This is a genomic window from Gottfriedia sp. S16(2024) (genome assembly GCF_050473765.1).
GTDB lineage: Bacteria > Bacillota > Bacilli > Bacillales > Bacillaceae_G > Gottfriedia.
In genome coordinates this window covers 4579893-4603808 of the sequence record NZ_JBFLUO010000001.1, presented here as the reverse complement: position 1 = coordinate 4603808, position 23916 = coordinate 4579893, and the positions used below count along the sequence as shown (strand labels likewise).

Annotated in this window: 25 protein-coding genes; 19 read left to right on the top strand and 6 right to left on the bottom strand. The window is 33.5% G+C overall.

Translation table 11 applies throughout. The features are described from left to right. Positions 1–36: 36 nt before the first annotated feature. Positions 37–978, bottom strand: a complete 942-nt coding sequence (locus AB1282_RS22140; protein WP_390313131.1) for a Gfo/Idh/MocA family protein — start codon at positions 976–978, stop codon at positions 37–39. Positions 979–1204: 226 nt separating this feature from the next. On the opposite strand from AB1282_RS22140, the gene AB1282_RS22135 reads away from it, so the two are divergent. After that, a complete protein-coding gene (locus AB1282_RS22135; RefSeq protein WP_172795443.1) occupies positions 1205–1369 on the top strand; it encodes a hypothetical protein in 165 nt (54 codons plus the stop codon). Between the two features lie 156 nt (positions 1370–1525). On the opposite strand, the gene AB1282_RS22130 is transcribed toward AB1282_RS22135, so the two are convergent. From AB1282_RS22130 to AB1282_RS22120, 3 genes are all read right to left on the bottom strand, one after another. Next, on the bottom strand, positions 1526–2137 hold the full coding sequence (locus AB1282_RS22130; RefSeq protein WP_429900441.1) for a DsbA family oxidoreductase: 612 nt from the start codon (positions 2135–2137) through the stop codon (positions 1526–1528). Between the two features lie 136 nt (positions 2138–2273). Continuing rightward, positions 2274–2657, bottom strand: a complete 384-nt coding sequence (locus AB1282_RS22125; RefSeq protein ID WP_056475336.1) for a hypothetical protein — start codon at positions 2655–2657, stop codon at positions 2274–2276. A 72-nt stretch (positions 2658–2729) separates the two neighbouring features. After that, a complete protein-coding gene (locus AB1282_RS22120; RefSeq protein ID WP_429900439.1) occupies positions 2730–3845 on the bottom strand; it encodes a BMP family lipoprotein in 1116 nt (371 codons plus the stop codon). 148 nt (positions 3846–3993) lie between these two features. Between AB1282_RS22120 and rnz the strand changes: the two genes are divergently transcribed. The 5 genes from rnz (at position 3994) to cbpA (ending at position 8190) form a co-directional block, all read left to right on the top strand. Further along, on the top strand, positions 3994–4920 hold the full coding sequence (gene rnz, locus AB1282_RS22115) for a ribonuclease Z (protein WP_429900437.1): 927 nt from the start codon (positions 3994–3996) through the stop codon (positions 4918–4920). 119 nt (positions 4921–5039) lie between these two features. Further along, positions 5040–5786 (top strand): polysaccharide deacetylase family protein, encoded by a 747-nt coding sequence (locus AB1282_RS22110; protein ID WP_286131762.1) that lies wholly within the window; start codon positions 5040–5042, stop codon positions 5784–5786. Positions 5787–5944: 158 nt separating this feature from the next. Then, complete coding sequence (locus tag AB1282_RS22105) at positions 5945–6274, top strand: hypothetical protein (RefSeq protein WP_056475344.1); 330 nt, start codon at positions 5945–5947, stop codon at positions 6272–6274. Positions 6275–6289: 15 nt separating this feature from the next. After that, on the top strand, positions 6290–6931 hold the full coding sequence (locus tag AB1282_RS22100; RefSeq protein WP_056475347.1) for a PspA/IM30 family protein: 642 nt from the start codon (positions 6290–6292) through the stop codon (positions 6929–6931). 611 nt (positions 6932–7542) lie between these two features. Then, positions 7543–8190, top strand: a complete 648-nt coding sequence (gene cbpA / locus AB1282_RS22095) for a cyclic di-AMP binding protein CbpA (protein WP_056475349.1) — start codon at positions 7543–7545, stop codon at positions 8188–8190. 102 nt (positions 8191–8292) lie between these two features. Here cbpA and AB1282_RS22090 read toward each other — a convergent pair whose 3' ends face one another. Next, positions 8293–8547, bottom strand: coding sequence for a hypothetical protein (locus AB1282_RS22090; protein ID WP_056475353.1), 255 nt, complete (start codon positions 8545–8547; stop codon positions 8293–8295). A gap of 78 nt (positions 8548–8625) precedes the next feature. After that, positions 8626–9465 carry a pyrroline-5-carboxylate reductase gene (gene proC / locus AB1282_RS22085; RefSeq protein WP_056475356.1) on the bottom strand — a complete coding sequence of 280 codons (840 nt, stop codon included), beginning with the start codon at positions 9463–9465 and terminating at the stop codon, positions 8626–8628. Positions 9466–9791: 326 nt separating this feature from the next. Between proC and AB1282_RS22080 the strand changes: the two genes are divergently transcribed. The 13 genes from AB1282_RS22080 (at position 9792) to AB1282_RS22020 (ending at position 23916) form a co-directional block, all read left to right on the top strand. Continuing rightward, positions 9792–10772, top strand: a complete 981-nt coding sequence (locus AB1282_RS22080; RefSeq protein WP_056475360.1) for an MBL fold metallo-hydrolase — start codon at positions 9792–9794, stop codon at positions 10770–10772. Positions 10773–10787: 15 nt separating this feature from the next. After that, positions 10788–11576 (top strand): SDR family NAD(P)-dependent oxidoreductase, encoded by a 789-nt coding sequence (locus tag AB1282_RS22075; RefSeq protein WP_056475363.1) that lies wholly within the window; start codon positions 10788–10790, stop codon positions 11574–11576. Between the two features lie 119 nt (positions 11577–11695). After that, entirely contained in the window at positions 11696–12181 is a 486-nt protein-coding gene (locus AB1282_RS22070) for an SMI1/KNR4 family protein (protein ID WP_056475367.1), read from the top strand. 208 nt (positions 12182–12389) lie between these two features. Next, the gene (locus AB1282_RS22065; RefSeq protein ID WP_429900432.1) at positions 12390–12839 is read left to right on the top strand and encodes an oxidoreductase; all 450 of its coding nucleotides are present in this window, start codon (positions 12390–12392) and stop codon (positions 12837–12839) included. A gap of 768 nt (positions 12840–13607) precedes the next feature. Continuing rightward, a complete protein-coding gene (locus AB1282_RS22060; RefSeq protein WP_390311556.1) occupies positions 13608–14936 on the top strand; it encodes an aspartate aminotransferase family protein in 1329 nt (442 codons plus the stop codon). Further along, complete coding sequence (locus AB1282_RS22055; RefSeq protein ID WP_056475375.1) at positions 14936–15631, top strand: CoA transferase subunit A; 696 nt, start codon at positions 14936–14938, stop codon at positions 15629–15631. Before AB1282_RS22060 ends, AB1282_RS22055 begins: the two co-directional genes overlap by 1 nt. Positions 15632–15645: 14 nt before the next feature. Then, a complete protein-coding gene (locus AB1282_RS22050; RefSeq protein WP_429901199.1) occupies positions 15646–16290 on the top strand; it encodes a 3-oxoacid CoA-transferase subunit B in 645 nt (214 codons plus the stop codon). Between the two features lie 6 nt (positions 16291–16296). After that, a complete protein-coding gene (locus tag AB1282_RS22045; RefSeq protein WP_429900430.1) occupies positions 16297–17565 on the top strand; it encodes a peptidase in 1269 nt (422 codons plus the stop codon). Positions 17566–18187: 622 nt separating this feature from the next. Then, positions 18188–19036 (top strand): MurR/RpiR family transcriptional regulator, encoded by an 849-nt coding sequence (locus AB1282_RS22040; RefSeq protein WP_056475384.1) that lies wholly within the window; start codon positions 18188–18190, stop codon positions 19034–19036. 67 nt (positions 19037–19103) lie between these two features. Continuing rightward, positions 19104–19913: a GNAT family N-acetyltransferase gene (locus AB1282_RS22035; protein ID WP_429900428.1), complete on the top strand. Its 810-nt coding sequence runs from the start codon at positions 19104–19106 to the stop codon at positions 19911–19913. Between the two features lie 34 nt (positions 19914–19947). Next, positions 19948–20952: a dipeptidase gene (locus tag AB1282_RS22030; RefSeq protein WP_429900426.1), complete on the top strand. Its 1005-nt coding sequence runs from the start codon at positions 19948–19950 to the stop codon at positions 20950–20952. A 50-nt stretch (positions 20953–21002) separates the two neighbouring features. Continuing rightward, positions 21003–22148, top strand: coding sequence for an o-succinylbenzoate synthase (menC, locus tag AB1282_RS22025; RefSeq protein WP_429900424.1), 1146 nt, complete (start codon positions 21003–21005; stop codon positions 22146–22148). A 340-nt stretch (positions 22149–22488) separates the two neighbouring features. Further along, positions 22489–23916, top strand: coding sequence for a serine hydrolase domain-containing protein (locus AB1282_RS22020; protein ID WP_056475397.1), 1428 nt, complete (start codon positions 22489–22491; stop codon positions 23914–23916).

Genomic DNA, 23916 nt, shown 5'->3' with positions numbered 1-23916 from the left:
CTCTTAAGAGAGGCACCTTTACCTTTATGTATAAATTTATCCTCTTAATGCTTCTAAAACTACTTGTGCTTTGTAGCCTTCTGAGAAATCTATGATTGTTGCTTCTTCACCTTTTAGAGCTTTTACTAAATGATTAATTAATGAATCATCTAAAGATTGATCGGCTTCAATTTGCCTAATTGGCTCGCCGATTTTTCCTCCTTCTAAATTAGCCCAGTTCACTAAAGAAAGAGTTCCTTTCGAACCGTATGCTGTAAATTTAATCTCTTCTTCACCTGCAATTTGGCTTAATCCATCTATTAATACAGGAGTACCATCTTCTAATTCTAAAAAGGCGATAATGCCATTTTCGGATGCAAGAGGGTCAGCGGGATATTGTATATGTTTCGTATTGACTTTCATGTCACCAAAAATCTTTTGAATTTGTTGAATATAATGCACACCAACCTCTAGTACGTAACCTCCTTGTTCTTTTGTAGCAACCCATTCATTTTGTTGCCATAGTCTCGGCCAATTTGGAAAACGCATCTTTAATTCGATTCTTCTTAAGTCACCAACATATCCTGAACGAATAAGGCTAGCAAAAGACTTACTACCGACATTGTAATTTAATGGAAAGTTCATAGCATGAAAAATACCTTTTTCTTTCGCTTGAGTATAAAGTCCTAGAGCTTCCTCTGTTGAATTTGCCAAAGGCTTTTCACAAAGAACATTAATTCCTTTTGCGATTACATCAGATACTACCGAATAGTGATATTTAGGAGGTACAGTAACATAAACGAGATCAAGTTCAACATTTTCAAGCATCTCAAGATGATTTGTAAAGGTTAAAACTGATTCGAATTGGCTACTTGTTTCTTGAACTCTTTCTGCCAATGTGTCACATATTGCTACTATTTTTGTTTCTTGGTGGTTTGAAAATAAAGGAATTAATCTTTGGCCAATTGCGCCAAGGCCAATAATACCAACTTTTATCATGAGAAAAACACCTTTCAAAATAGATTTATATTGTAATTATAGTAAGAAAAATTAAATAATTAAAGAAATAGATACGATGTTCTTATTTTAAGAAGATTGAGGCACTACAAATTGCTCATTGGAAGTTAATTTTTGAGTAAAAAGTTTTGTGAATTACCAAGTTTAAAAAGGGAATTTCGACATAGAAAGAGAATATAAATTATTAATAAGTAATGGTGGTGACATTATGGAGAAGAAGCCGTTGTATTATGATGGTAGTGGGGATGGAGAAAAAGTAATTCAATCAGAAGTTGTAAAAAAGCAAATGAGTATTGTTACTGAAGTAAGAAAAAGTTTAACTGGTAATCCGTTTGTGATTGATTGGAGTCAAGTTAGTGTAGCAGGGAAATAATTAGTTTTTTATGTTTGTTTGTTCTTGATAGAGAACTGGTTATAAAAATGAATCAAAAAATTATTTTCCCCAGATGATTTTTTAAAATTAAAAAGAATGTCCCATATGTTAGTAATGAAAACAAACTTAAGGGACATCCTTTTTGATTACAGATTATTAACAGTTTCCATCAATGTCGCAGCTTAATGAAGACTGCTCAACTAGTTTTTGGTTGTTTAAAGCTTGTATAAATGCTTCTTTACTTTGAACACCTTGTAAAACTTGATCACCAATTATAAAAGTTGGTACTGCATTAATAAAATTAGGGTTTTTGATCGATGAGTCATACTTTGTATTTGAAACAGTTTCAATGAATTGAGAACGGTCTAAGCCAAGTTTTTCAGCGATATCTGCAAGTACGTTTACATCACCAATTTCTTTGCCTTCTGTCCAAAAGTCTGCTAAAACTGCTTGGGCATATTCAGCGCCTTTTCCATTTTCCTCTGCGAATAAAAAGCCTCGATGAGCTTTTTTAGTTGAAGGATGGGGATCCATAGTTGGTAAAATCATCTCAACACCAAGCTTTTGAGCAAGTGGTTGAACACCGAATTTCCATCCTTGTTGGATATAAGAACTATTTGGACTTAATGGTTCAGCTCCCTCAGGTCTTAATTGGAATGGTTTCCATTCAAGCTCTACATCGCTAACTTCCTTTAGAGCGTCCTCAAGTGGTTTTTTTCCTAAATAGCAAAACGGACATACATAGTCCGAATAAATTGTAACTTTCATTATGAAACCTCCTAAATCAATTAAAGAAAGTATAAACAAAATTAGAACTAAATCTCAATTTATTAGCTTCGAAATACGAAACTTTTTTAAGGGAATAACTGTTCTACAAGTAAAAAAGAAATAGAGCACGAGAGCTCTATTTCTTAAAATCATTGTTAGAATGATCATCAGGTGGTGGATTCGTTTCGATTCTAGCAGTGTTAAGATCAACAAATGAGTTTAAAAAATATTTTCTTCTTAAAAGTAAAACGGATAATAGTAATAGGCCACAAATTGATGTGAAAATCATACCAGTTATCAATCCACCTATATACATGAATGTATCCATTTGTGATGTAAATAGTGACCAAACTAAAATTGAAAGGATTCCGTCTGCTAAAACAATGGCAAGCGATACTACTAAAAATGGTAAAAATTGTCCAGTTTCTTTTGTTTTCTTTGAAACATACCTATATCCGATTGGTACAGATAAAAAGATAATAAAACAATAGAAGAGTAATATGAAATCTCGAATTGACATAGTATCACACCTAACTTTTTTTGTTGGTACTATACTATATGCAGAATATTCATATAATTGGACAAGATTTTTTTATTTACCAATTTTTACTTTTTTCTTTTTAATTTCTGCTTTTTCAGGCTTTGTAGGAGAGAAGTTTTCAAAATCTTTTTTTGTTTCTGGTACTTCGATATGTCCTGTTCTTATGTTGGCTTTATATAAATCAACTTGTTCTTTTGTGTCTTTATTTAAATTCTTATCTGTTTTTGCAAGATCAACGCCATTTTCTTTTATGCCCCATCGCAAAATGCGTCCACCTTGAAAGTTCCCTTTTAATTTCTTTGTTATTACTTCATCTACGCCTTTATCAATTCGTTTAATCGCTGATGTTAAAGTGACATTTTCCGGTAATCCTTGTTTATATTGATCCCGGTCAACACCAATTACCCAAACCTTTTTACCATTTTTCTTTAATTTTTTAGCTTCAGTAAATACACCTAATCCTGTTTTACCTGCTACTTGGAAAATTATATCTACACCTTTATCATTGTATAAGGATTTTGCTAATTTACTTCCATCTGCAGGTTTATCAAATGAATTTGCAAATTCCGTCAATACTTTTATTTTTGGATCGACGGACATAATACCTGCTTTAAATCCGTATTCAAACCTTTTTATAAATGGATCTTTTGTACCACCGATAAATCCAATCTTATGCGTTTTAGTGTTCATCGCTGCTGCAATACCAGCGAGGAATGCTGATTGCTCTTCACGATAGGTAACACTTACGACATTTGGTTTTTCTACAATCCCGTCAATGATGACAAAGTCTGATTTCTTTTCTTTACTCGCAACTTCAGAGATGGCTTTTTGAAATGAATAGCCAATTCCAAAAGTTAAATCATAATTTTTCTTTGCATACTTCATTAATTCTTTTTTTGCTGCTTTGTCTGTTGGGGCATCAGTTTTTACATAATTTTTCTTTTCCTTCCAACCATGTTTCTTTCCAGTTTCAATAATCCCATCCCAAACTGCTTGGTTAAATCCTTTATCGTGAATTTCAGTTTTACCCATAACAATTCCAATTTTAAAATCTTTTTCTTTTTCTTTCTCTGATGCACTTATATTATTATTTCGATTAGCACAGCTGGTCAAAGTAAGGCAAGCAATTAATGAGATTGTGGTGATTTGGAAAAAACGTCTTCGCATTGTTTTCCTCCATAAATTAAATTTAAAAAACTAAGCTCTATTGTGTAAATTTCCCAATCAATTCATAAATCATTCTTTAAAGTGTTGGCAATTTAATATACAAGTGGTACTGTAACAATTAGAAATGAATTAAGATGGAGGCATTAACGTGAAGCTTGTATTTTTAGGAACGGGAGCAGGAATGCCATCAAAAGGTAGGAATGTAACAAGTATTGCATTACAGCTTTTAGAAGAAAGAGGGGCGACTTGGCTTTTCGATTGTGGTGAAGCAACACAGCACCAAATATTACATACGCCAATTCGGCCACGACGAATCGAGAAAATTTTTATTACTCATTGCCATGGTGATCATATCTTTGGATTACCTGGATTATTAAGTAGTAGAACTTTTTTAGGTGGAGAAGATTTATTAACAATCTATGGACCTAAAGGAATAAAAGAATATGTAGAGACTAGCTTTAAGATTAGTGGTACTTATTTAAAATATCCGATTCATTATGTTGAAACTACTGAAGGTATTGTTTTTGAAGATGACCAATTTATTGTTCAAGCAGTTGAACTTGAACATGGAATTCAATCATTTGGTTATCAAATTATTGAAAAGGATTTACCTGGAGAATTGAACGTAGAGGAATTGAAGAAGATTGATGTAAAACCAGGGCCAGTTTATAAATTCCTTAAAGAAGGGAAAACAGTAACTTTAGAAGATGGAAGAATTTTAAATGGTAAGGATTTTATTGGGCCTTCAAAAAAAGGTCGACGCATTGCAATAGCAGGAGATACTCGCATAACTGATAAAAGTAATCTACTTGCAAGAGGTATGGATGTATTAGTGCATGAATCAACCTTTGCAGATGATGAAACAACTCATGCATATGATTATTTCCATACTACAAGTACTCAAATTGCAAATGTTGCTAAGTGTGAGGGAATTAAAACCCTCTATTTAACACATATTAGTGCAAGATATCAAGGAGAAGCTTCAAAAAAATTATTAGATGAAGCATATGAAATCTTTAATAATACATATATAGCGAATGATTTTGATGAATACGATATCACCAGAAAAGATTGATAAAATACAAATGAAACAGTCAGTTAAGATGCAGTACTTTTAAAAAGTTGAGAAGTGTACATAAAAGAATAGTTTAGAGACATGATATAAGTATTCTGCGTAAAAGGAAGGTCCTGGCTTTGAAACAGTTAAAAGTTATCCTTTTATTTATTTTTAGTTTCCAATTTATTTTTAACAGTTCTATTGATGTATCAGCTGAAAGTAAAAATCGATATTACTACGAAAAACAAGGTACTGCTATTTGGGAAGTACCTGTAAAAGAGAAGGTATTAGCAATTACATTTGATGATGGGCCGAATGATGAATATACCCCAGAAGTTTTAGATTTGTTAAAGAAGTATAATGCTAAAGCAACATTTTTTTTAGTCGGTGAGAGAGTTGCGAAATTTCCTGAAGTTGCATTGAGAGAAATAAAAGAAGGTCATGAAGTTGCGAATCATACATTTACGCATGCTAGACTTCAGTATTTAACTGATGAACAAATAAGAGATCAATTACATAAAACTCATGATGCAATTATAGCGGCAACTCATGTCGAGCCAGTATTATTTAGACCTCCATTTGGTTACTATAGTGAGCGTTCGATAAATACAGTGCATGATCTTGGCTATTTAACTGTTATGTGGTCTTGGCATCAGGATACATTTGATTGGCAAAATCCTGGAGTATATAAAATCGTATCAAATGTACTAAAAGATACTAGAAATGGAGATATTGTTCTTTTTCATGATCACGGTGGGGACCGTAGTCAAACAATCGCAGCACTGAAACAAATCTTACCGGCTCTTCAAAAGCAAGGCTATCAGTTTGTAACGGTATCACAACTATTACAATTAAAAGCTGGAGTTAAACTCCCCAATTTTTAGTCAAAACCAGATCAATGGATTATCCAAATTGATCTGGTTTTTTGTTTGTCTTGCTTTTCTACTTCTTAAGTCTGATATAAAACCATTCCTCAGGCCATTATTCCAATATAAAAACTTGTATAAGATAAGAGTATAAGTTGAAAGGAGGCGACGAGGTCATGAAGAAGTTCTTAACTTTTATCCTCGTACTAATATTAATTGGAGTTGCTTTAGCGAATTTAGGTGGCTTGATTACGTTAGCACTTGGGTTAGTAATCACATATTTCGGTTTTAAAAAGTTTATGAAAACAGATTCGATTTTTATGAAAATCATCTGGACAATTATTGGATTAATCGGTTTATCGATAGCAATAAGTGGTCTTCCTTCTTTAATAGGTGTAGCAGCAGCAATATTGCTTTATTACCTATATAAAGATTATAAAAATCAACAGAAACTTAAAGATGATGAATTTAATATTTATGATGAAAATTTCAACCCTATAAAATAAGAGGAGTGTATGACAATGAAAAACTTATTTACTCGTATTAAAAATCAAATCTCAGCGGATTTACATGGTTTATTAGATGAGAAAGAACAACAAAATCCTATCTCACAATTGAATTACTTCATTAAACAATCTGAAAGTGAATTAGGAAAAGTAAGGGGATTACTTGAAAGACATTATTCATTACGTACGAAATTCCAGGTCGAACGTGAGGCAGCACTACAAATGGTGCAAAAACGTGAAGAGCAATTAAAGGTTGCAAATGAAGCAGGTGCAGAAGATCTAATTAAACGTGCAACTGAAGATCTAGCTTTTTATAAAGAACAAGCTGAAAAGTTTGTTACGTTAATCGCTAAAACAGAAGAAGAAATTAGCTTTATGCATGAACAAGTTAATCAAATTGAAAAAAAGTTAAAAGAGCTTCATACGAAAAAATATGACTTAATGTCTCGTCAAAACATGGCTCACGCGACAAAAAAAATAAATGAAACTCACCATTTGCTTAATAGTAAAATGCCGTCAATTGACTTCAACTACTTCGAAAAACAAATTCGTGATTTAGAACTAAGAGTACGATCAGAATTTGATCTTCAATCATTTGATTACAAAATTGACTTATTAAAAAAAGAACTGACAAATAAAGTAAAGCAAGAAGCATAATTGTTTCGAGAAGAAGAGATCACACGAATCTCTTCTTTTTTTATGTAGATAAAAAATAACAAGTAATTTCAAAATTTAGTACTGGAGAAGAAGATTAGTGAGGTAGATTTCCAATACAGGATGTTATGAGTAAGTGATTTACTAGAATTAGCTATTTCAGTGACTCATGAACCCGATTTTTAGTCTTTTTTTGATTATTTTGGAATGAATTTCTCTTTTAATAATATAGATATGATGTTGACTTTAAATAGTATTATAAAATTATTTGAAAATTTTGAATTAGTTAATGAAACAAAAAAGGTACATTTTGAGAAAGGGCGAATTTATTATGAAAGGCTTCGAGATCGTTTTAAAAGACATTGTTATTTATTAACGTAAAATCCGTAAGATTCCCTCATAAATAAACATCAAAAGATCTACACTGATGAGCGTATAAGGAGGTTTTTAGAGTTCAATCTTTTGGATGAGGGGCTTGAAAAGAATCTATTTATGTTAACAGTGCTTTTAATCAAATCATGCGACTTGATGGAGTTTTTATCTGAGTAAATGTGTTATTAAAAGAGAAAAATTAAGAATGATTAATAAAATAAATTTTGAAAGTAGGGTTATTATTGAGAATTAAGGGTAATATCGTAAAAAAACATGATGTAGTTCATTGTATGGTTTCGACTGAGGCGCAATTTGCATGGGATCTTTTAAAGAAAACAAAATATCGATGTATTCCAGTTTTAAGTGAAAATGATAAAGAGTATGTTGGAAATCTTTATCGTGTTGATTTAGCTGAGTATTTAGTAGATAACGATTCTTTGCAAGGCAAAACAGTAAATGATTTTGTTCGCAAAGAATGTCCACCTATACAGGAGGATTCACCATTTTTCAAAGTTTTCTTTACGATTAAACGTTTTCCATATTTAGCAGTAGTAAACGATCTAAATGAATTTGTAGGAATTTTAACGCATAAAACAGTTTTTGAATTATTAGAAGAAGCATGGGGAATGAAGGACGGCGGTTATTCATTAACTGTTAGTACAATGGAACATGAAGGTGCATTAGCAAGATTAGCTAAGCTTGTAAATAAATATTCTAATTTGAAGAGCTGTCTTACCCTTGATAGTGATTCAGTTTATAGAAGAATTTTAATTACACTACCACCAACTATTAGTGAAGACGATTATATTAAGTTGAAAAAAGAAATCATTAAAAAAGAGTTTCATATTATGCATGAAGAAGTTGCAACAAATCATGCTACTCAAAAATGATTAAAAAGAAGAGCAAGGGGATCAAAATACCTTCCCTTGCTCTTTTATTTAATATGTTGTTTTTTTGATGCCAGTCAAACAGGCATGGATATAGTTAAAACCTTAATTTAGCTTTTTATGTACTTCATCATGATTTGATTGTTTATCTTTCTTTAATGAATCGAATTTTAATTGTAGGAGAGTTGATACTTTTTGAGGGTAGCTAAGTGGTTTGCCCTTTGCTTCTACCATTGAGCTACCAACAACATAACTGATTGTTAGAAAGCCAACAATTAAAACTAATGTGACGATTAAAGCAATTGTGATGAGAATACGCTTAATACTTGCTCGTAATACTCTACTGTTTGTTATTTTCATCAGAAAACTCTCCCCCTTAGGACAACACAGTTACCTGTATCATTTTATTACCTAAAGAAGAGAGTCATGACAAGCTGATTAAATTTTATTAATTTTTTCATATTCCTCTTGGATCTCACGTGATCGGACAGTTGCTTCAATAAAGCAATTTAAAAATGAATTGGCAACTTCACGGTCTTCAAGCACAGATATTCCAGCTTGAGTAGTACCATTTGGACTTGTAACCTTCTTCCTCAATGTCAATGGCGATTTATTCGTTTCTTGAAGCATTGAAATCGAACCCATTAAAGTTTGTTGAATAAATGGTTTGGCAATATCACGATGGATCCCTAGTGCCATTGCAGCTCGTTCAAATTGTTCAATGACATAATATATATAGGCTGGACCACTACCAAATAATCCAGTCATTGCATGTAATTCATCTTCTTCAACTTTAGCGACAATACCAACACGCTCAAATAATCTTTTTGCTGTTTGCACTTTTTCAAAAGGAACTTCATCTGGATAAGCAAGTGCTGTAGCAGATTTTCTGACGAGTGAAGATGTAGTTGGCATTGCACGAACAATATTTAGATTTTCATTGTCTAGTAACTGCTTAACTGTACTGATTGAAACACCTGCAACTAAGGAAATAATTAATTGTTTTTCGTTGAAAAAATGTTTAATTTGATCAAGAGCGACTGCAACATCTTTAGGCTTCATCGCTAAAAATATTACACTTGAACCAGAGATTGCTAGCTGACGGTTAGTTGTAGCTAATACACCATATTTTGTATGTAAATTATCTAAACGTTCTAAATCCTCCCTATTAGTGATTGCAATTTGATCACTCTCAATATACCCACTATCAATTAATCCTGCAATTAATGCTTCTGCGATACTACCTGCACCAATAAACGCAACTTTTCCTAGAAACATTACATTCACCTCTCCTCTATTGTAATAGATATTTATATTAGAGAAATAAATGCTATATTCCTTGTTGACATATTGCTTTTATATATTTTATTAAAAATATTTTTAAATAATTTTTAGATGCAGGCAAAATTTTAAGAAAAAAAGAAATAATTGGGAAATTTTTTTTAGTTTTGTAGCGATTAATACCTTTACGGATCCCCGTGTTATTTTGTGATTTCTAGATTCTGATTTTACGTTAATGTAAAATTCTAATACTTCTTTGTTTGTATTTTTTAAAATGTATATTAGAATTAACTGTAAGAAGATTCAGATAAGGAGGAATTAACATGATCCCTGAAGATAAGATTTACCAAATTACACTACCGGTACCTTATGCTATGAATACAGTAAATGTTTTTTTAGTTGAAGGAGATTTATTGACATTAATTGATACAGGAACGAACACACCAGATACATTAGATGCACTTAAAGGTGAATTAGATAAAATAGGTTATAAATTAGAAGATATTGAACAAGTGATTTTAACTCATCATCATCCAGACCATGCAGGATTATTGGAAGAGTTTAATGAAGATGTGAAAATTTTAGGCCATGAACGAAATATTCCATATTTAACGCAGGAACAATCATTCCTAAAATACTATAATGAGTATTTTATTGAAAATGCAATATTATACGGTGTTCCAGCGGAATATGTTCAAAGAATGCCACGTACGACTGAGAAAATGCCATATACTAGTAAGCGTTCATTAACTCATATTATTGATGAAGGCGATATAATTGATAGTATTTTTGGATTGAAAGTATTGTACACACCTGGTCATGCAACTTCTCACATTTCTTTAATTAGTGAGGATGATGGCATTGCATTCGGAGGAGATTTATTATTAGATAAGGTTTCATCTAACCCAATCATTGAGCCTCCATTAAATGGTGAAACCGAACGTGTAAGGCCATTACTACAATACAATCACTCTTTACAAAGAATAGCAGAACTGCCGATTACAAAATTATATACTGGACATGGTGAACCAGTTACTGATATTAAAGGGTTAGTAAAAAGTAGATTAGAAAAGCAAAAGGCTAGAGCTGAAAAAGTATATGAAATGATAAAACAACAACCGTTAACTGCATATGAAGTTTGCCAAATGTTATTTCCAAAGGTTTATCAAAAGCAACTTTCACTTACTTTATCCGAAACAATTGGTCAATTAGACTACCTGGAAAACTTAGGTTTTATTAGTTTAAATGAACGAAATGATGGTATACTTGAGTATAAAACGAATGAGCATTCAGTCAGTCAATAATAGAGGTGGGAATTTTTGAGGTTAAGTAACCAAACGGTAGTAATAACAGGTGCTTCGAGTGGTCTTGGGAAAGATTTAGCTTTATCGGCAGCAAAGGAAGGCGCTAATATCGTCTTAATTGCTAGAAGAGAAACAGAGCTAAAAAACTTAAAGGCAAAAATACAAGAAGATTTTCCAGTTAAATGTCATTATTTTGTTGTCGATGTGACAGATGAAAATGCAGTATACGATGCATTTCACCAAATCGAGGAGCAATTTGATGGAATTGATGTTTTAATAAATAATGCAGGGTATGGTCTATTTCAGACAGTTGAACAAATGTCACTTCAAGATATGAAGCAAATGTTTGATGTGAATGTATTTGGAGTCATGATTTGTTCAAAACTTGCCCTAACGTCTATGAAGCTAAAAGGGAAGGGGCATATAATTAATATCGCTTCTTTAGCTGGTAAGATTGCAACTTCGAAGGCTGCAGCATATGCAGGCTCTAAGCATGCAGTACTAGGATTCAGTAACGCTTTGAGACAGGAAGTTGAAAAAGACGGTATCTATATTACGAATATAAACCCAGGTCCGATGGATACACCGTTTTTTGATATTGCAGATGAGTCAGGATCGTATGCTAAGTCCGTTCGTAAAATGATGCTGGACCCTGAAAAAGTTGCTTCGAAAGTTATTTCTTTAATTGGAAATAATGTACATGAAATCGATCTACCTTCATGGATGGGATTTGGAGCAAAACTTTACTCTGTCTTCCCTAAGGTTAGTTATTATTTTATGATGAAATTCGGAAATAAAAAATAACAGAAGCTGTTCATAGAGCGAGCTTAGATGAGTATAGAAAAAAGAGCTAAGAGAGGAATATTCTCGAAGCTCTTTTTATTTAGGACTGTTGTAAAACATTTATAAAGAGAGGATTTAAAATGGGTATTCAAGTGTTGATTGATAAAATAAATAATTTTCCAAACTGTGTGATTCATTCTCATTCAGGCTATCCAGATGTAGAAAAAGGTCATCAACTACCAGACGATTTATATGAATTTTTTACATTATGTGGCGGAATTGATTTATTTATAGGCAGTGATTACTGTTTAACAATTGTTTCACCTGAAGAGTTTATATTGGCAAACCCCGTTATAATCGGTGAAAAAGCTGAATACGATCTATCTTCAAGTTGGTACATTATTGGACGTGATCAGAATAACGATTTTTTAACAATAGATCTAAGTAAGCCGCGTTTAGGCAGATGTTACGATAGCAATTGGGAGACTCATGGTGTAGTTGGCAGTTGTCCGATAATTGCCAATTCATTTACGGAGTTATTGGAACGTTTAGTAATAAATGAGGGAGAACATTGGTATTGGCTTCAAGATGATTTTGCATCTTTAGGAGATGCCTATGAAGATTAAATTGAAATTTGCTTGTGTTTTAAATAATGTGAGTGCAATTGGGCTCTTCCGCATTGCCATAAATAAATAGAGATTTTTTAAAACCTACTTAAATACGATAAAATTCATAGTTTCATAAATGCATAATTTGGTTGAAAATCGGAAAATTGTTGATCCCTACACAGGTAGAGAGATATTATCAAAAATAGATTAACCCGTGGGTGTAATGATGAATAAATTAAACATTTTAGAAATTAAAAATCTAAAAGAAATAATTAATGATATAGAAGTTGAATTTAATCATCTAATTATTGATGGTATTTCTCTTTATCAAAAATTAATGAAATATAACTTCATACCAAGTTTAGGCTGGGGAGTTGTTGAATTTCAAAGAGATATGATCAAGTACTTTTTACTTGAAAAACCACATGAACTTTTATGGTATCGCATTCCTATCTTAATTTGTCCAGATTGTGGGGACTTAGACTGTGGATTTATTTCAGCAAAAATAGATTTACTTGATAACAAAGTTATTTGGAAAGATTTCTATGTGGGTGATTATAATAATGACTATGAAAGAAAACTAGATTTGGGTCCATTTTACTTCGATGATCAAAGCTATAAAAAAGCGATAATTTCAGCACGAAATAGTACAAAGAATAGAATTTTATGCAATTAACGCGTGAGTTTGCAACATAAAGAAAACTGAGACCACATTTTTGTGGTCTCAGAGTGTTGAAATTTAAAATGGTCAATAGAGAAAACGGACATTAAATGATCATTTTTTGAATAGTCTTTCTATTCATGCTTTTAAATTTTAATATGTTTGAGCAATTTTATGATTCTAATCACACTAGTAATGGATTTTTTCAGAAGTTAAAAATATTGTGAGCTAATTTTTAGAAAAACAAATACAATTGATTAGTTTATTAATTAATGTTCGATATTAATTGACCTACAAACTGATTAATAAACAACTGATAGGATACTTTAAGTAAAGGCTATTTGAATAGGTTTTATTGCAGACTTTTTTATGATGAATAAGTTGATTGGAACGAAAGGGGTGATCGACTCCTATGGGATAAGCGGGAAGGCTGAGACCCCGCAGGCTAGCCGAGGAGGCTAAAGAATCTCGCCCCATGGAAAGCGAGCATCCTGTAGTGGAAATCAACATCACCCTACTCCTTTACGAAAATTTGGTAAGTTAATTGACAAGGTTGTTTTTCAACAGCGTGAGACCACATTTTTGTGGTCTTTTTCAGTTACAATCAACATTTTGCTAGTCAATTTAAAACGTCATACTAACCTATTTTTATATCCAATCTTTCCTCAATACACCTCATTCTTTTATTCGAAGTAAACCCTATTGTTTTTTCATTAGTCTAACTTCATGGGCTTTCAACTATATATATAGTAATGAGATTTAAGTGAAAGATGGTGGGGTAGTATGACTAAACGAGATTATTTAATAAAACCGCTTGTAGGTGATAGTTATCCAACAATTGATCGAGGAGATACTATCTACCTATGGGACAAGCAAGGAAAGAAATATATTGATGGTTCTTCGGGTGCAGTTGCGGCAAGTATTGGTCATGGTGTAAAGGAAATAATTGACGAAATGGTAAAGCAAGCTTCTAAAGTGGCGTTTGTTTATCGATCACAGTTTACGAGTGAGGCGGCAGAACAATTAGCTGAAAAAATAAGTCAGCTAGCACCTGGAGATTTAAACTGGAGTTTTTTTGTTAATAGTGGTACTGAAGCAACTGAAACAGCTATGAAAATGGCAATACAGCATTTTCAAGAAAGAGGAATTCATACGAAAACGAAGATCATATCAAGAAGTATGAGCTATCATGGCATCACGATGGGATCCTTATCTATGTCAGGTCATCCTTTAAGGAGGAAACGTTTTACTAGTTTACTAGAGGATTATCCGATGGTTGAAGCGCCGTATTGTAAAAGGTGCCCATTTGAATTAGAGCCTGGAAATTGTGGTTTACTTTGTGCGACTGCACTTGATCGTACAATTCAGAAATTAGGTTCTGAAAATGTAGCGGCATTTATAGCTGAACCTATTGTTGGTGCGGCAGGTGCTGCGTTAACTCCTCCAAAAGGATATTATGAAAAAATTAAAGAAATTTGTGATAAACACGATGTACTACTTATTGCAGACGAAGTAATGACGGGAATAGGTAGAACTGGAGAAATGTTCGGAATGAATCATTGGAATTGTGTGCCTGATTTATTAGTCCTCGGTAAGGGATTGGCGGCTGGTTATACGCCAATTGCTGCAGCAATCGCAAGTGATCGTGTAATGCAACCTATTTTAGAAGGCAGTCGACTTGTTATGAGTGGACATACGTTTAGTGCGAATCCTCTCTCTGCAAGTATAGCTTTAGCTGTTTTAAACTATGTCGAAAAAAATGGATTAGTACAAAATTCTAAAATACAAGGTGAAAAGATTAAATTAAAACTAAGAGAATGGCAGAAAGAGTATCCTTTTCTATTCGATATCAGGGGTGAAGGACTACTAATCGGTATAGAAATAGATGAAGATTTCTTTGATTGTAAAAGTGTAACAAATCGTGTAATTGAGATTGCTAAAAATCATGGATTATTACTCTATCCATCTGTTAGTGGTCCATATGGAAGATCTGAAAATAGTTTCTTGCTTTCTCCACCTTTAGTCATTACTGATGCGCAAGTAAATGAATTGCTAACTTTATTAAAGGAAGTATTTAATGAGCTAAATCAAGAAGCAAAGGAGATCGAATAATGGCAATCAATACTTTCGGGAAAATCATTAGTATTGAAGAAGCTTTGCTTTATTTTAAAGATGATATGGTGTTAATGTTCGGTGGGTTTGGAGGAATCGGTAATCCACCAACATTAATAAGGAGCATTTTAGAGAAAGGTGTGAAAGATCTTACTCTAATTGGAAATGACACGGGTTTTCCTGATGTTGGGGTCGGACAATTAGTGACGGCTAAAAGAGTAAAAAAAATGATTACAACGCATATTGGATCAAATCCGAATGCTGGAAAGCAAATGACAGATGGTACGTTAGAAATAGAGTTTAGTCCTCAAGGTACATTTATCGAACGGATTCGAGCGGGTGGAGTTGGATTAGGTGGCGTTTTAGTAGATATTGGGATTGATAGTGTAATAGATGTTGATAAACAGAGAGTGAATGTATTTGGAAAAGAGTATTTAGTTGAAACTCCTCTCATTTCAGATGTTTCAATTGTATATGCAAAAAAAGCAGATCCTTTTGGGAATTTAGTTTTTGATAAAAGTGCTCGCAATACGAATCCTTACGTAGCAATGGCCGGAAAAATCACAATTGCTGAAGTTGAAGAAATTGTTCCTTTAGGAGCATTAGAACCTGAAGAAATTATCGTACCTGGCGCTTTCGTTAACCACATCGTTCAATCGGAAGGGGTGAATTGGAAGTGGGTTTGGGAAAAATAAATCCAAGGGAAATTATGGCAAAACGTGCAGCAAAAGAAGTAAAGAGCGGTATGATTGTGAATCTTGGGATTGGAATTCCTTCACTTATCCCAAATTACTTACCAGAGGATTGTCGGGTAATGTTCCATGCAGAAAATGGCGTGTTAGGTTTAGGCCCTACTCCACAAAAAGGTGAAGAAGACGAGAATTTATGTAATGCTGCAGGATTACCTGTAACATTAATTCCAGGTTCCAGTTATTTTGATAGTAGCATAGCCTTTGCGATTATTCGAAAAGGTTTATTAGATTTAACCGTACTAGGAGCCCTCGAAGTTAGTAAAAATGGCGATTTAGCAAATTGGATTGTTCCTGGTAAAAGAGTACCAGGAATTGGTGGAGCAATGGACTTAGCTCAAAAATCAAAAAAAGTAATTGTTTTAATGAACCATACTAATAAAAATGGTGAACCTAAAATAGTCTCTGAATGTACACTTCCTCTTACATCTCCATGTTGCGTTGATTTAATCATTACTGAAATGGCCGTAATTGAAGTTAAAAAAGAAAGTGGAGAGCTTTGGTTAAATGAAGTAATGTCTCCATATTTAGTCAGCGATGTAATTGAGAAAACTGGTGCCCCACTATTTGTGAACCCAAATGTTATTGTTCATCGTTGGGAGTGATCGAAATTGGATTTGAAAACTAAAATTAATGCCTACATTCATAAAAATAAGAACAAAGCAATTGAATTACTTCAGAATCTTGTTCAAGAAAAAAGTGTTTCAGGAAATGAAGCTGATGCACAAAAAATTATCTCAAATTATTTACAGAATCTTGGATTAGTGATTGATCGCTTTGAGCCGTCAATTGAGGAATTAGCTAAATCATCCTATTTTATTTCAGAACGAACTTCATTTGAAGAAAGTCCGAATATAGTTGCAATCTTAAAGGGGACAGGAAATGGAAGATCAATTATATTAAATGGACATATAGATGTAGTTCCTGAAGGTGAAATAAGTAGTTGGGAGCGCCATCCGTATAGCGGTGAAATCGTAGGGAATCGCTTATATGGTAGGGGAACAACAGATATGAAGGGCGGCAATGTTGCTGCACTATTTGCGATTGAGGCGATAAAAAAATGTAATATTCCACTTAAAGGCGATATCTATTTTGAAAGTGTTATTGAGGAAGAAAGTGGAGGGGCAGGTACGCTAGCAACAATATTACGGGGATACGTTGCAGATGCTGTCCTTATTCCAGAACCAACTAAAATGAAAATATTTCCGAAACAACAAGGCAGTGTTTGGTTTCGAGTAAAAGTAAAAGGTAAAGTTGCCCACGGTGGAACTAGGTATGAAGGTGTTAGTGCAATTGAAAAAAGTATAATGGTTATAAATCATATAAATCAATTAGAAAAACTTCGAAATACAAGATTACTAGATGATCCTCTATACAAAAATGTGCCAATTCCAATACCGATTAATATCGGAAAAATAAATGGCGGTACTTGGCCCTCCTCGGTCTCCGATTTAGTTACTCTTGAGGGAAGACTAGGTGTTTCACCAAATGAAACAATCGAAGAAGCTAAACTTGAAATAACGAGGTGGCTTAAAACACTCTCATTAATTGATGATTGGTTTATTGAAAATCCGGTTGAAGTTGAATTTTTTGGAGCAAGATGGTTACCAGGTAGTATCGATCTTGGGCATCCATTTATGGAATCTCTAAAGAAATCCTATCAATATGTTTATAAAAATGAACCGATTATTGAAGCCTCCCCATGGGGTACGGACGGCGGATTATTTACACAAATAAAACAAATACCTACGATTGTGTTTGGACCAGGGGAAACGAAGGTTGCACATTATCCAAATGAATACATTGATTTAGATGAATTATTTCGTTGTGCGGAGGTAATTGCCCACACTTTACTAGATTGGTGTGGGGTAGAAGAATAAAAATCATTATACTAAATTAATTGTTAAAACAAGAACAGAAGACTAATCACATCGACAATGTAGCTATACAAAAGAAGTTGAAGTCCAAAAATATTTTCACGGAAATAATATGAGCTTTTTTTTGAGTCTAAATTGATAAAAAAATTGATTTATTGCACTTATACATTTGCCATGCCAAGAGTATTATGAATGATTGCTTTATTCCATCAATTAGGATACAAAGACAATATTAATTACATCATTTATAAAATTGAAGATATGAATCTATGGGTAAAAATTTTGACTGAAAAATAATTATATAATGTTAAGGGCTAACTTTAGGGTTAGTCCTTTTTTCTTGTTTAAAAATAGTGTTATATAATCAGCAAGTGATAAACGTTCAACTCTAATCAAATGAAATGGGCATTTTTTTTCTTAACAAGATGATGGTAATTGTTGAAGGAGCAACACTAGAATGACAATCTAATGGTTTATTTTAATCTAGTATTTGCCCCTAGAACAGTTCCTAAGGTAACAATATATTATTTTTAGAAAATTTAGAATTTAATCTTGAATAAAAGAATAAACTTTAATATAATGAAAAAAAAGGAAATCCTTCAAAAAAGTGAATGGGAGATTAGGAATGGAAGAATTAAAACAAAAAGTTCAAGATGAGTTTGATAACTTTTCGAAGGGTTTAAAAAAGGTCGCGAAATATTTCCTTGCAAATCCGGAAGACTTCGCAATGGACTCAGGTGTTCAAGTTGGACAAAAGATTAATGTAAGCGAAACGACTGTTATTCGATTTTGTCATGCTCTAGGCTATAGTGGCTTTAGTCCATTGCAAAGGGATATCCAGAGCCGACTGTTGAATCGTAAAAGCAGTTTAGTTGAATATCATTCCGTGAAAAACAAGATGGACATGGATCGAGATTTTTCTAAGAAAATGATGCAAAAGGACGCAGAGTTAATATTGCAAACTGCTGAAGTACTAAACGAAGAGGAATTTAATGTGGCAGTAGAACGATTAAGTCAAGCTGAAAGGATCCTTGTTTCTGGTACCCGTTCTTCCCATGCAATGGCACATTGGTTTTCGTTTGCACTTGAACTCATTCGAGGGAATGTTAGGATGTTTAGACCAGATACGGATGATATTGTTTTACGCATGGGTGAAATGAATGAAAATAGTACTTTCGTAGCATTTTCATTCCATCGGTATGCATTAGAAACAATTAATATGGCTAGGGAAGCGAAATTGCGGGGGGCGTTTGTGATTAGTTTTACCGATTCCGAAGTTGCACCGATTCGAGAATATACTGATGTATTATTTACGGTGCAGCTACCGATCAAGTCAACACTAGATGTTAGTCCGGCAGTTTTTTCTCTTATGAATTCTTTACTTGGTGGAGTAGTTGTCAAAAATTCTGATCAGTTTATGAAGCGTACAAAGGCATATGAGAATTTTCATTTGGACCATTTCTTTGGGGAATAAAGGCTATCTTTTTATTAGATAATACCTTCACCTTCCTCTTAATTTTATAAAGAAAGTGGGTATGAAAATGTTTCAAATTAAACGATTGGAGGATATTGCTGAAATAGAATCCATTCAACGAATTGAAAAAGAAGTGTGGAATATGTCACCGATACCTATTCACCAAACATATACAGCATCTCATAATGGTGGGTTGATTTTAGGAGCTTTTCACGATCAACAATTAATAGGGTTTCAATATAGCTTTCCAGGGTATATGGACGGTAGATCCTATTTATGCTCCCATATGCTAGGAGTTATACCTACCTATCAAAAAAGTGGATTAGGTAAAAAATTGAAAGAGGCACAGCGGAAGTATGCCTTAGAAATGGGCTATTCATTGATTGTTTGGACATTTGATCCATTAGAGAGTGTTAATGCTTACTTAAACCTAAATAAGCTAAAGGGGATTGGTGCTACCTACATCGAAAATCATTATGGCGAGATGACTGACTCACTAAATAAAGGACTGCCTACTGATCGTTTTTTAGTAGAGTGGTGGATTCGTAGTGATCATGTATGTAAGGCCCCAAGTAGGGTCGACTTACAGGGGTACAAACCATTAGTAGAAACAAAGCTTGATAACTTTGGTTTTCCGACAATTAGTAGAGAATATGAAATCGATTTAACGGAAGGTATTTATGCAGTTCCAATACCTGAAGAATTTCAACAAATAAAAAATAAAAGACCTGAGCTTGCAATGGAATGGCGGTACAAAACTAGAAAATGGTTCCAAAAATTGTGTGAAAATGGCTTTGCTGCTAGTGATGTAATCCGAAATCCAGAAGGAAGAGTAAGTTATTATATTTTTGAAAAACGTGAAAAATTATCTATTTAAGCTTCTAAACTCTTTTAAGGAGGAGAGATTTTTTGTGGTTAATTTTCGAAATAGTGCATTAACAATTGATGGGCACTTTGATATTTTAATGGATGTTCAGATCCAACGGGAAAAAGGAAGAAAAAAAGTAATTGAAACAGATTATTATCCTAGGTTTGTAAAAGGCGGAATTAATGTTATTATCGCTTCCATATTTATAGAAAGTGCATTTTTACCAGAAATGGCACTTCGCAAAGCATTAAGTCAAGTAAGTGCGCTTTATGAAGAAGTGAAAGAGTCTTCTGATAAATTAATGATCTGTTATAACGGAGCTGACATGGATCTTGCAAAGGAACAAGGAAAGATTGGTTTCTTACTCTCTCTTGAAGGAGCAGAACCGATCGGAACAGATCTTAGTTTATTACGAGTTTTTTATGAATTAGGGGTTCGTAATCTGGGACTGGTTTGGAGCAGGAGAAATGCGGTAGGGGATGGGAGTTTCTTTCAGCCAGTCCCTGAAGGAAGAAAGGGGGGGATTTCAAGCTTTGGAGTTAAGGTGATTAAAGAGGCAGAAAGACTAGGTATATCTATTGATGTATCGCACTTAAATGATGAAGGCTTCTGGGATGTCATTGAAATTTGTGAAACGCCAGTTATTGCTTCCCATTCCAATGCACGCTCGATTTGCTCAACAATGAGAAATTTGACGGATGAACAAATGATGGCAATTGCTTCCACAAATGGTGTAATTGGGCTTAATGCTGCTAGTATGCTAGTTTCTGAAGATGATTCTAAAAGTAATATTGTGCAGCTCGTTAATCATTTAGATTATCTTGTGGATGTAGCAGGAATTGAACATGTAGGAATAGGGTTAGACCTTTGTAATGACTTTATGAAATACCTATCACAAGATGATTTAGCTAGTTTGCCAAGAGTACCCTTCGATGTGATTGATGGCCATGACCAATTACCTCTTTTTATCGAAGAGCTAATGAATCGAGGGTATAAGGAAGTCGAAATAACAGCTATATTAGGAGGTAATTTTAGAAGAATTTATTAATAAAGTGAAAGGTTTTTACAAACCAGTTCACTTTCATAGGAGGTTTTAGAATGACCTATAGTCCAATCTCGATTCGGCAAATTACGTTGAACCGATTAAAAATGAAGTTAAATGATCCTTTCACCACAAGCTTTGGGACCTTTCAAGAAAAAGAGTTTTATGTCATTGAAGTAGAAGATGAGGATGGGAACATTGGGTTTGGAGAATCCGTTGCCTTCTCTAGTCCTTGGTATAGTGAGGAAACCGTTAAAACCAATAAACATATTATGGAAGATTTTCTCATTCCATTATTGTTTGATGCTCCTATTTATCACCCTGATGAAGTGTCTGAACGTTTCCAACCTATTAGAAAAAATAATATGGCAAAGGCTGGACTAGAAGGAGCAGTTTGGGATCTTTTTGCTAAACGACGAAAATTACCCCTCTATCAAGCACTTGGGGGAAATAAAGATAAAATCGATGTTGGAATAAGTATCGGTCTTCAGCGAACAGTAAAAGAACTTCTTGAAATCGTGGATTCTCGTGTCAATGAAGGATATAAACGGATAAAGTTAAAAATTAAACCTGGGTCCGATTACGACATGTTAAAAGAAGTAAGAAGGGAATTTCCGCATATTTCAATGATGGCTGATGCAAATTCTGCTTATACTTTATCTGATATAGAGTTATTAAAAAAACTCGATGAATTTAATTTAACGATGATTGAACAACCTTTAAGTCATGATGATATTATTGACCATGCCAAATTGCAACAACAGCTAGTAACGCCTATTTGTTTGGATGAAAGTATACACTCACTAGAAGATGCTAAAAAAGCAATAGAATTAGGTAGCTGTCGAATTATTAATATTAAAATTGGGCGTGTTGGCGGACTAACTGAAGCTAAAAGGATACACGATTATTGTTTAATGAAAGGAATTCCTGTATGGTGCGGAGGTATGCTTGAAGCTGGCATTGGACGTGCTCATAATATCGCCTTAACATCATTAGATCAGTTTATTTTACCAGGAGATACTGCTGCTTCGGCAAGTTACTGGGAGCGAGATATTATCGATCCTGAGGTAATAGTAGATCAAGGAGTTATTCATATTCCACAGAGATTCGGAATCGGCTATGACATAAATCGAGAGGCGTTAGAATACTATTGCGTCGAAAAAAATGTGTTCATAGAATCGAATTACAAAGTAAAAACTTAAAATTATGAAAAGTCAGAAAATATATTGACTAGAAATTCTAAGAGACTATATAATAAGTAAAAAGGAAATTCTTTATAATTCATAAAAATGAAGTATTTACTTTTTTTGAAGAAGTACTAATCACTTTAATTAAGTTAAAAAAACAACTTGAATCTTCTACTAATCAACTAATCAACTAATCAACTAATCTACCCCAAAAAAATCTTACTTTTGTACAAGTAATGTTCCTACCCATTTATTCGAAAATCTAACACTGTAAAGAGATTAACTTAAATTCTAGTAGTCACACCTAAAGTTAACTAATTTTAGGTTTAATAAAATATTAAGGGAGAGTGCTGTAATGGGACACAATGTTATGAAAAAAGTAAAAGAGTTTGAGGTTTATTGCAATGAAATAGTAGAGAAGTATCAAATTCCTGGCTATGTTCTTGGTCTAGCTAAAAATGGTGAATTATTTTATGAAAGCGGTTTCGGTTACCGTGATAAAGAAAATGAATTAGCATTATCCTCTGACACAGTACTTGGAATTGGCTCTGTAACTAAATCATTTACTTGTGTAGCAATTCTCCAATTACAAGAGGCAGGGAAATTATCGGTTCAGGATCCTATTATTAAATATTTACCTGAGTTTAAGACAAGCAATGATGAATATACAAAGCAGATGACGCTCCACCATTTTATGACGCATTCAGCAGGACTTCCACCAATTCCAAGTCTTTATGGTGCTATGAGTAAAACACTAGCATTAGATCCAAAATTTGATGACGACAATGAGGAACAAAAATCTCCTGATATTCCATACATTGCTACATACGAAGAATTAATGGAAACAATCGCTAAAGGTGAATATACACTGCTTGGTGCTCCAGGTACTGAATTTAGTTATTCTAATGACTGTTATGCTTTACTCGGTGCTGTTGTGGAGAGAGTCAGCGGTATAACTTATGAGCAGTACATGAAGGATTTTATATTAGATCCTGCTGGTATGAAGAATAGTGTCTTCCATCTTCATGAATTGGAAGGGCACGAAGATATTTCAAACTTATATGCTTCTAGAAAAAAAGATGATGAGACGATTGTGTTTGAGTCAAATAACCCATGGGATGCACCATCGATGCGTGCAGCAGGATTCTTAAAATCAACTGTAAACGATATGCTGAAATATGCAGAAATCTTCCGAAATGAAGGCAAAGTAGGAGATGCTCAAATTTTGACACCTGAGAGTGTTGAAGCCATGACTACTCCATATATTCAATGTGGATATACTGAATTCTATGGATACGGAGTAATGATTCATCCAGATTTCTATGGATATAAACTTGTTGAACATGGCGGTTCTATTAAAGGGGTATCAGCTCAATTGAATATTATCCCTGAGTTAGGTTTAACTGGTTTTTCGAATGCTAATTTAATAGGCGTTCCTTCTAAGAAACTTTTAAATAGCGCTTTTGCTGATTATTTGGAAAAACCATTAAAATCTTCACATTTAAACATATCGGAAATACATTTAGATGTAGATCAATTACAAGAATATGTTGGGAAATTTGTTTCAGGTGAGGGTGGAAAGGTTGAATTTTCTATCAATGATGATGGAAAACTTTGTGCTCAAATGGAAGGGATGGTAGACTCGCTCGTAAAACCGATTGAGGAAGACTGGTTTTTATTTGAAATGAGAGAAGATGAATATTCTATTCAATTTAAACGAGACGAAGAAGGAAAAATTATTCGTTGTGTATTTGGATTCAGACAATTAGTAAAAACGGAATAA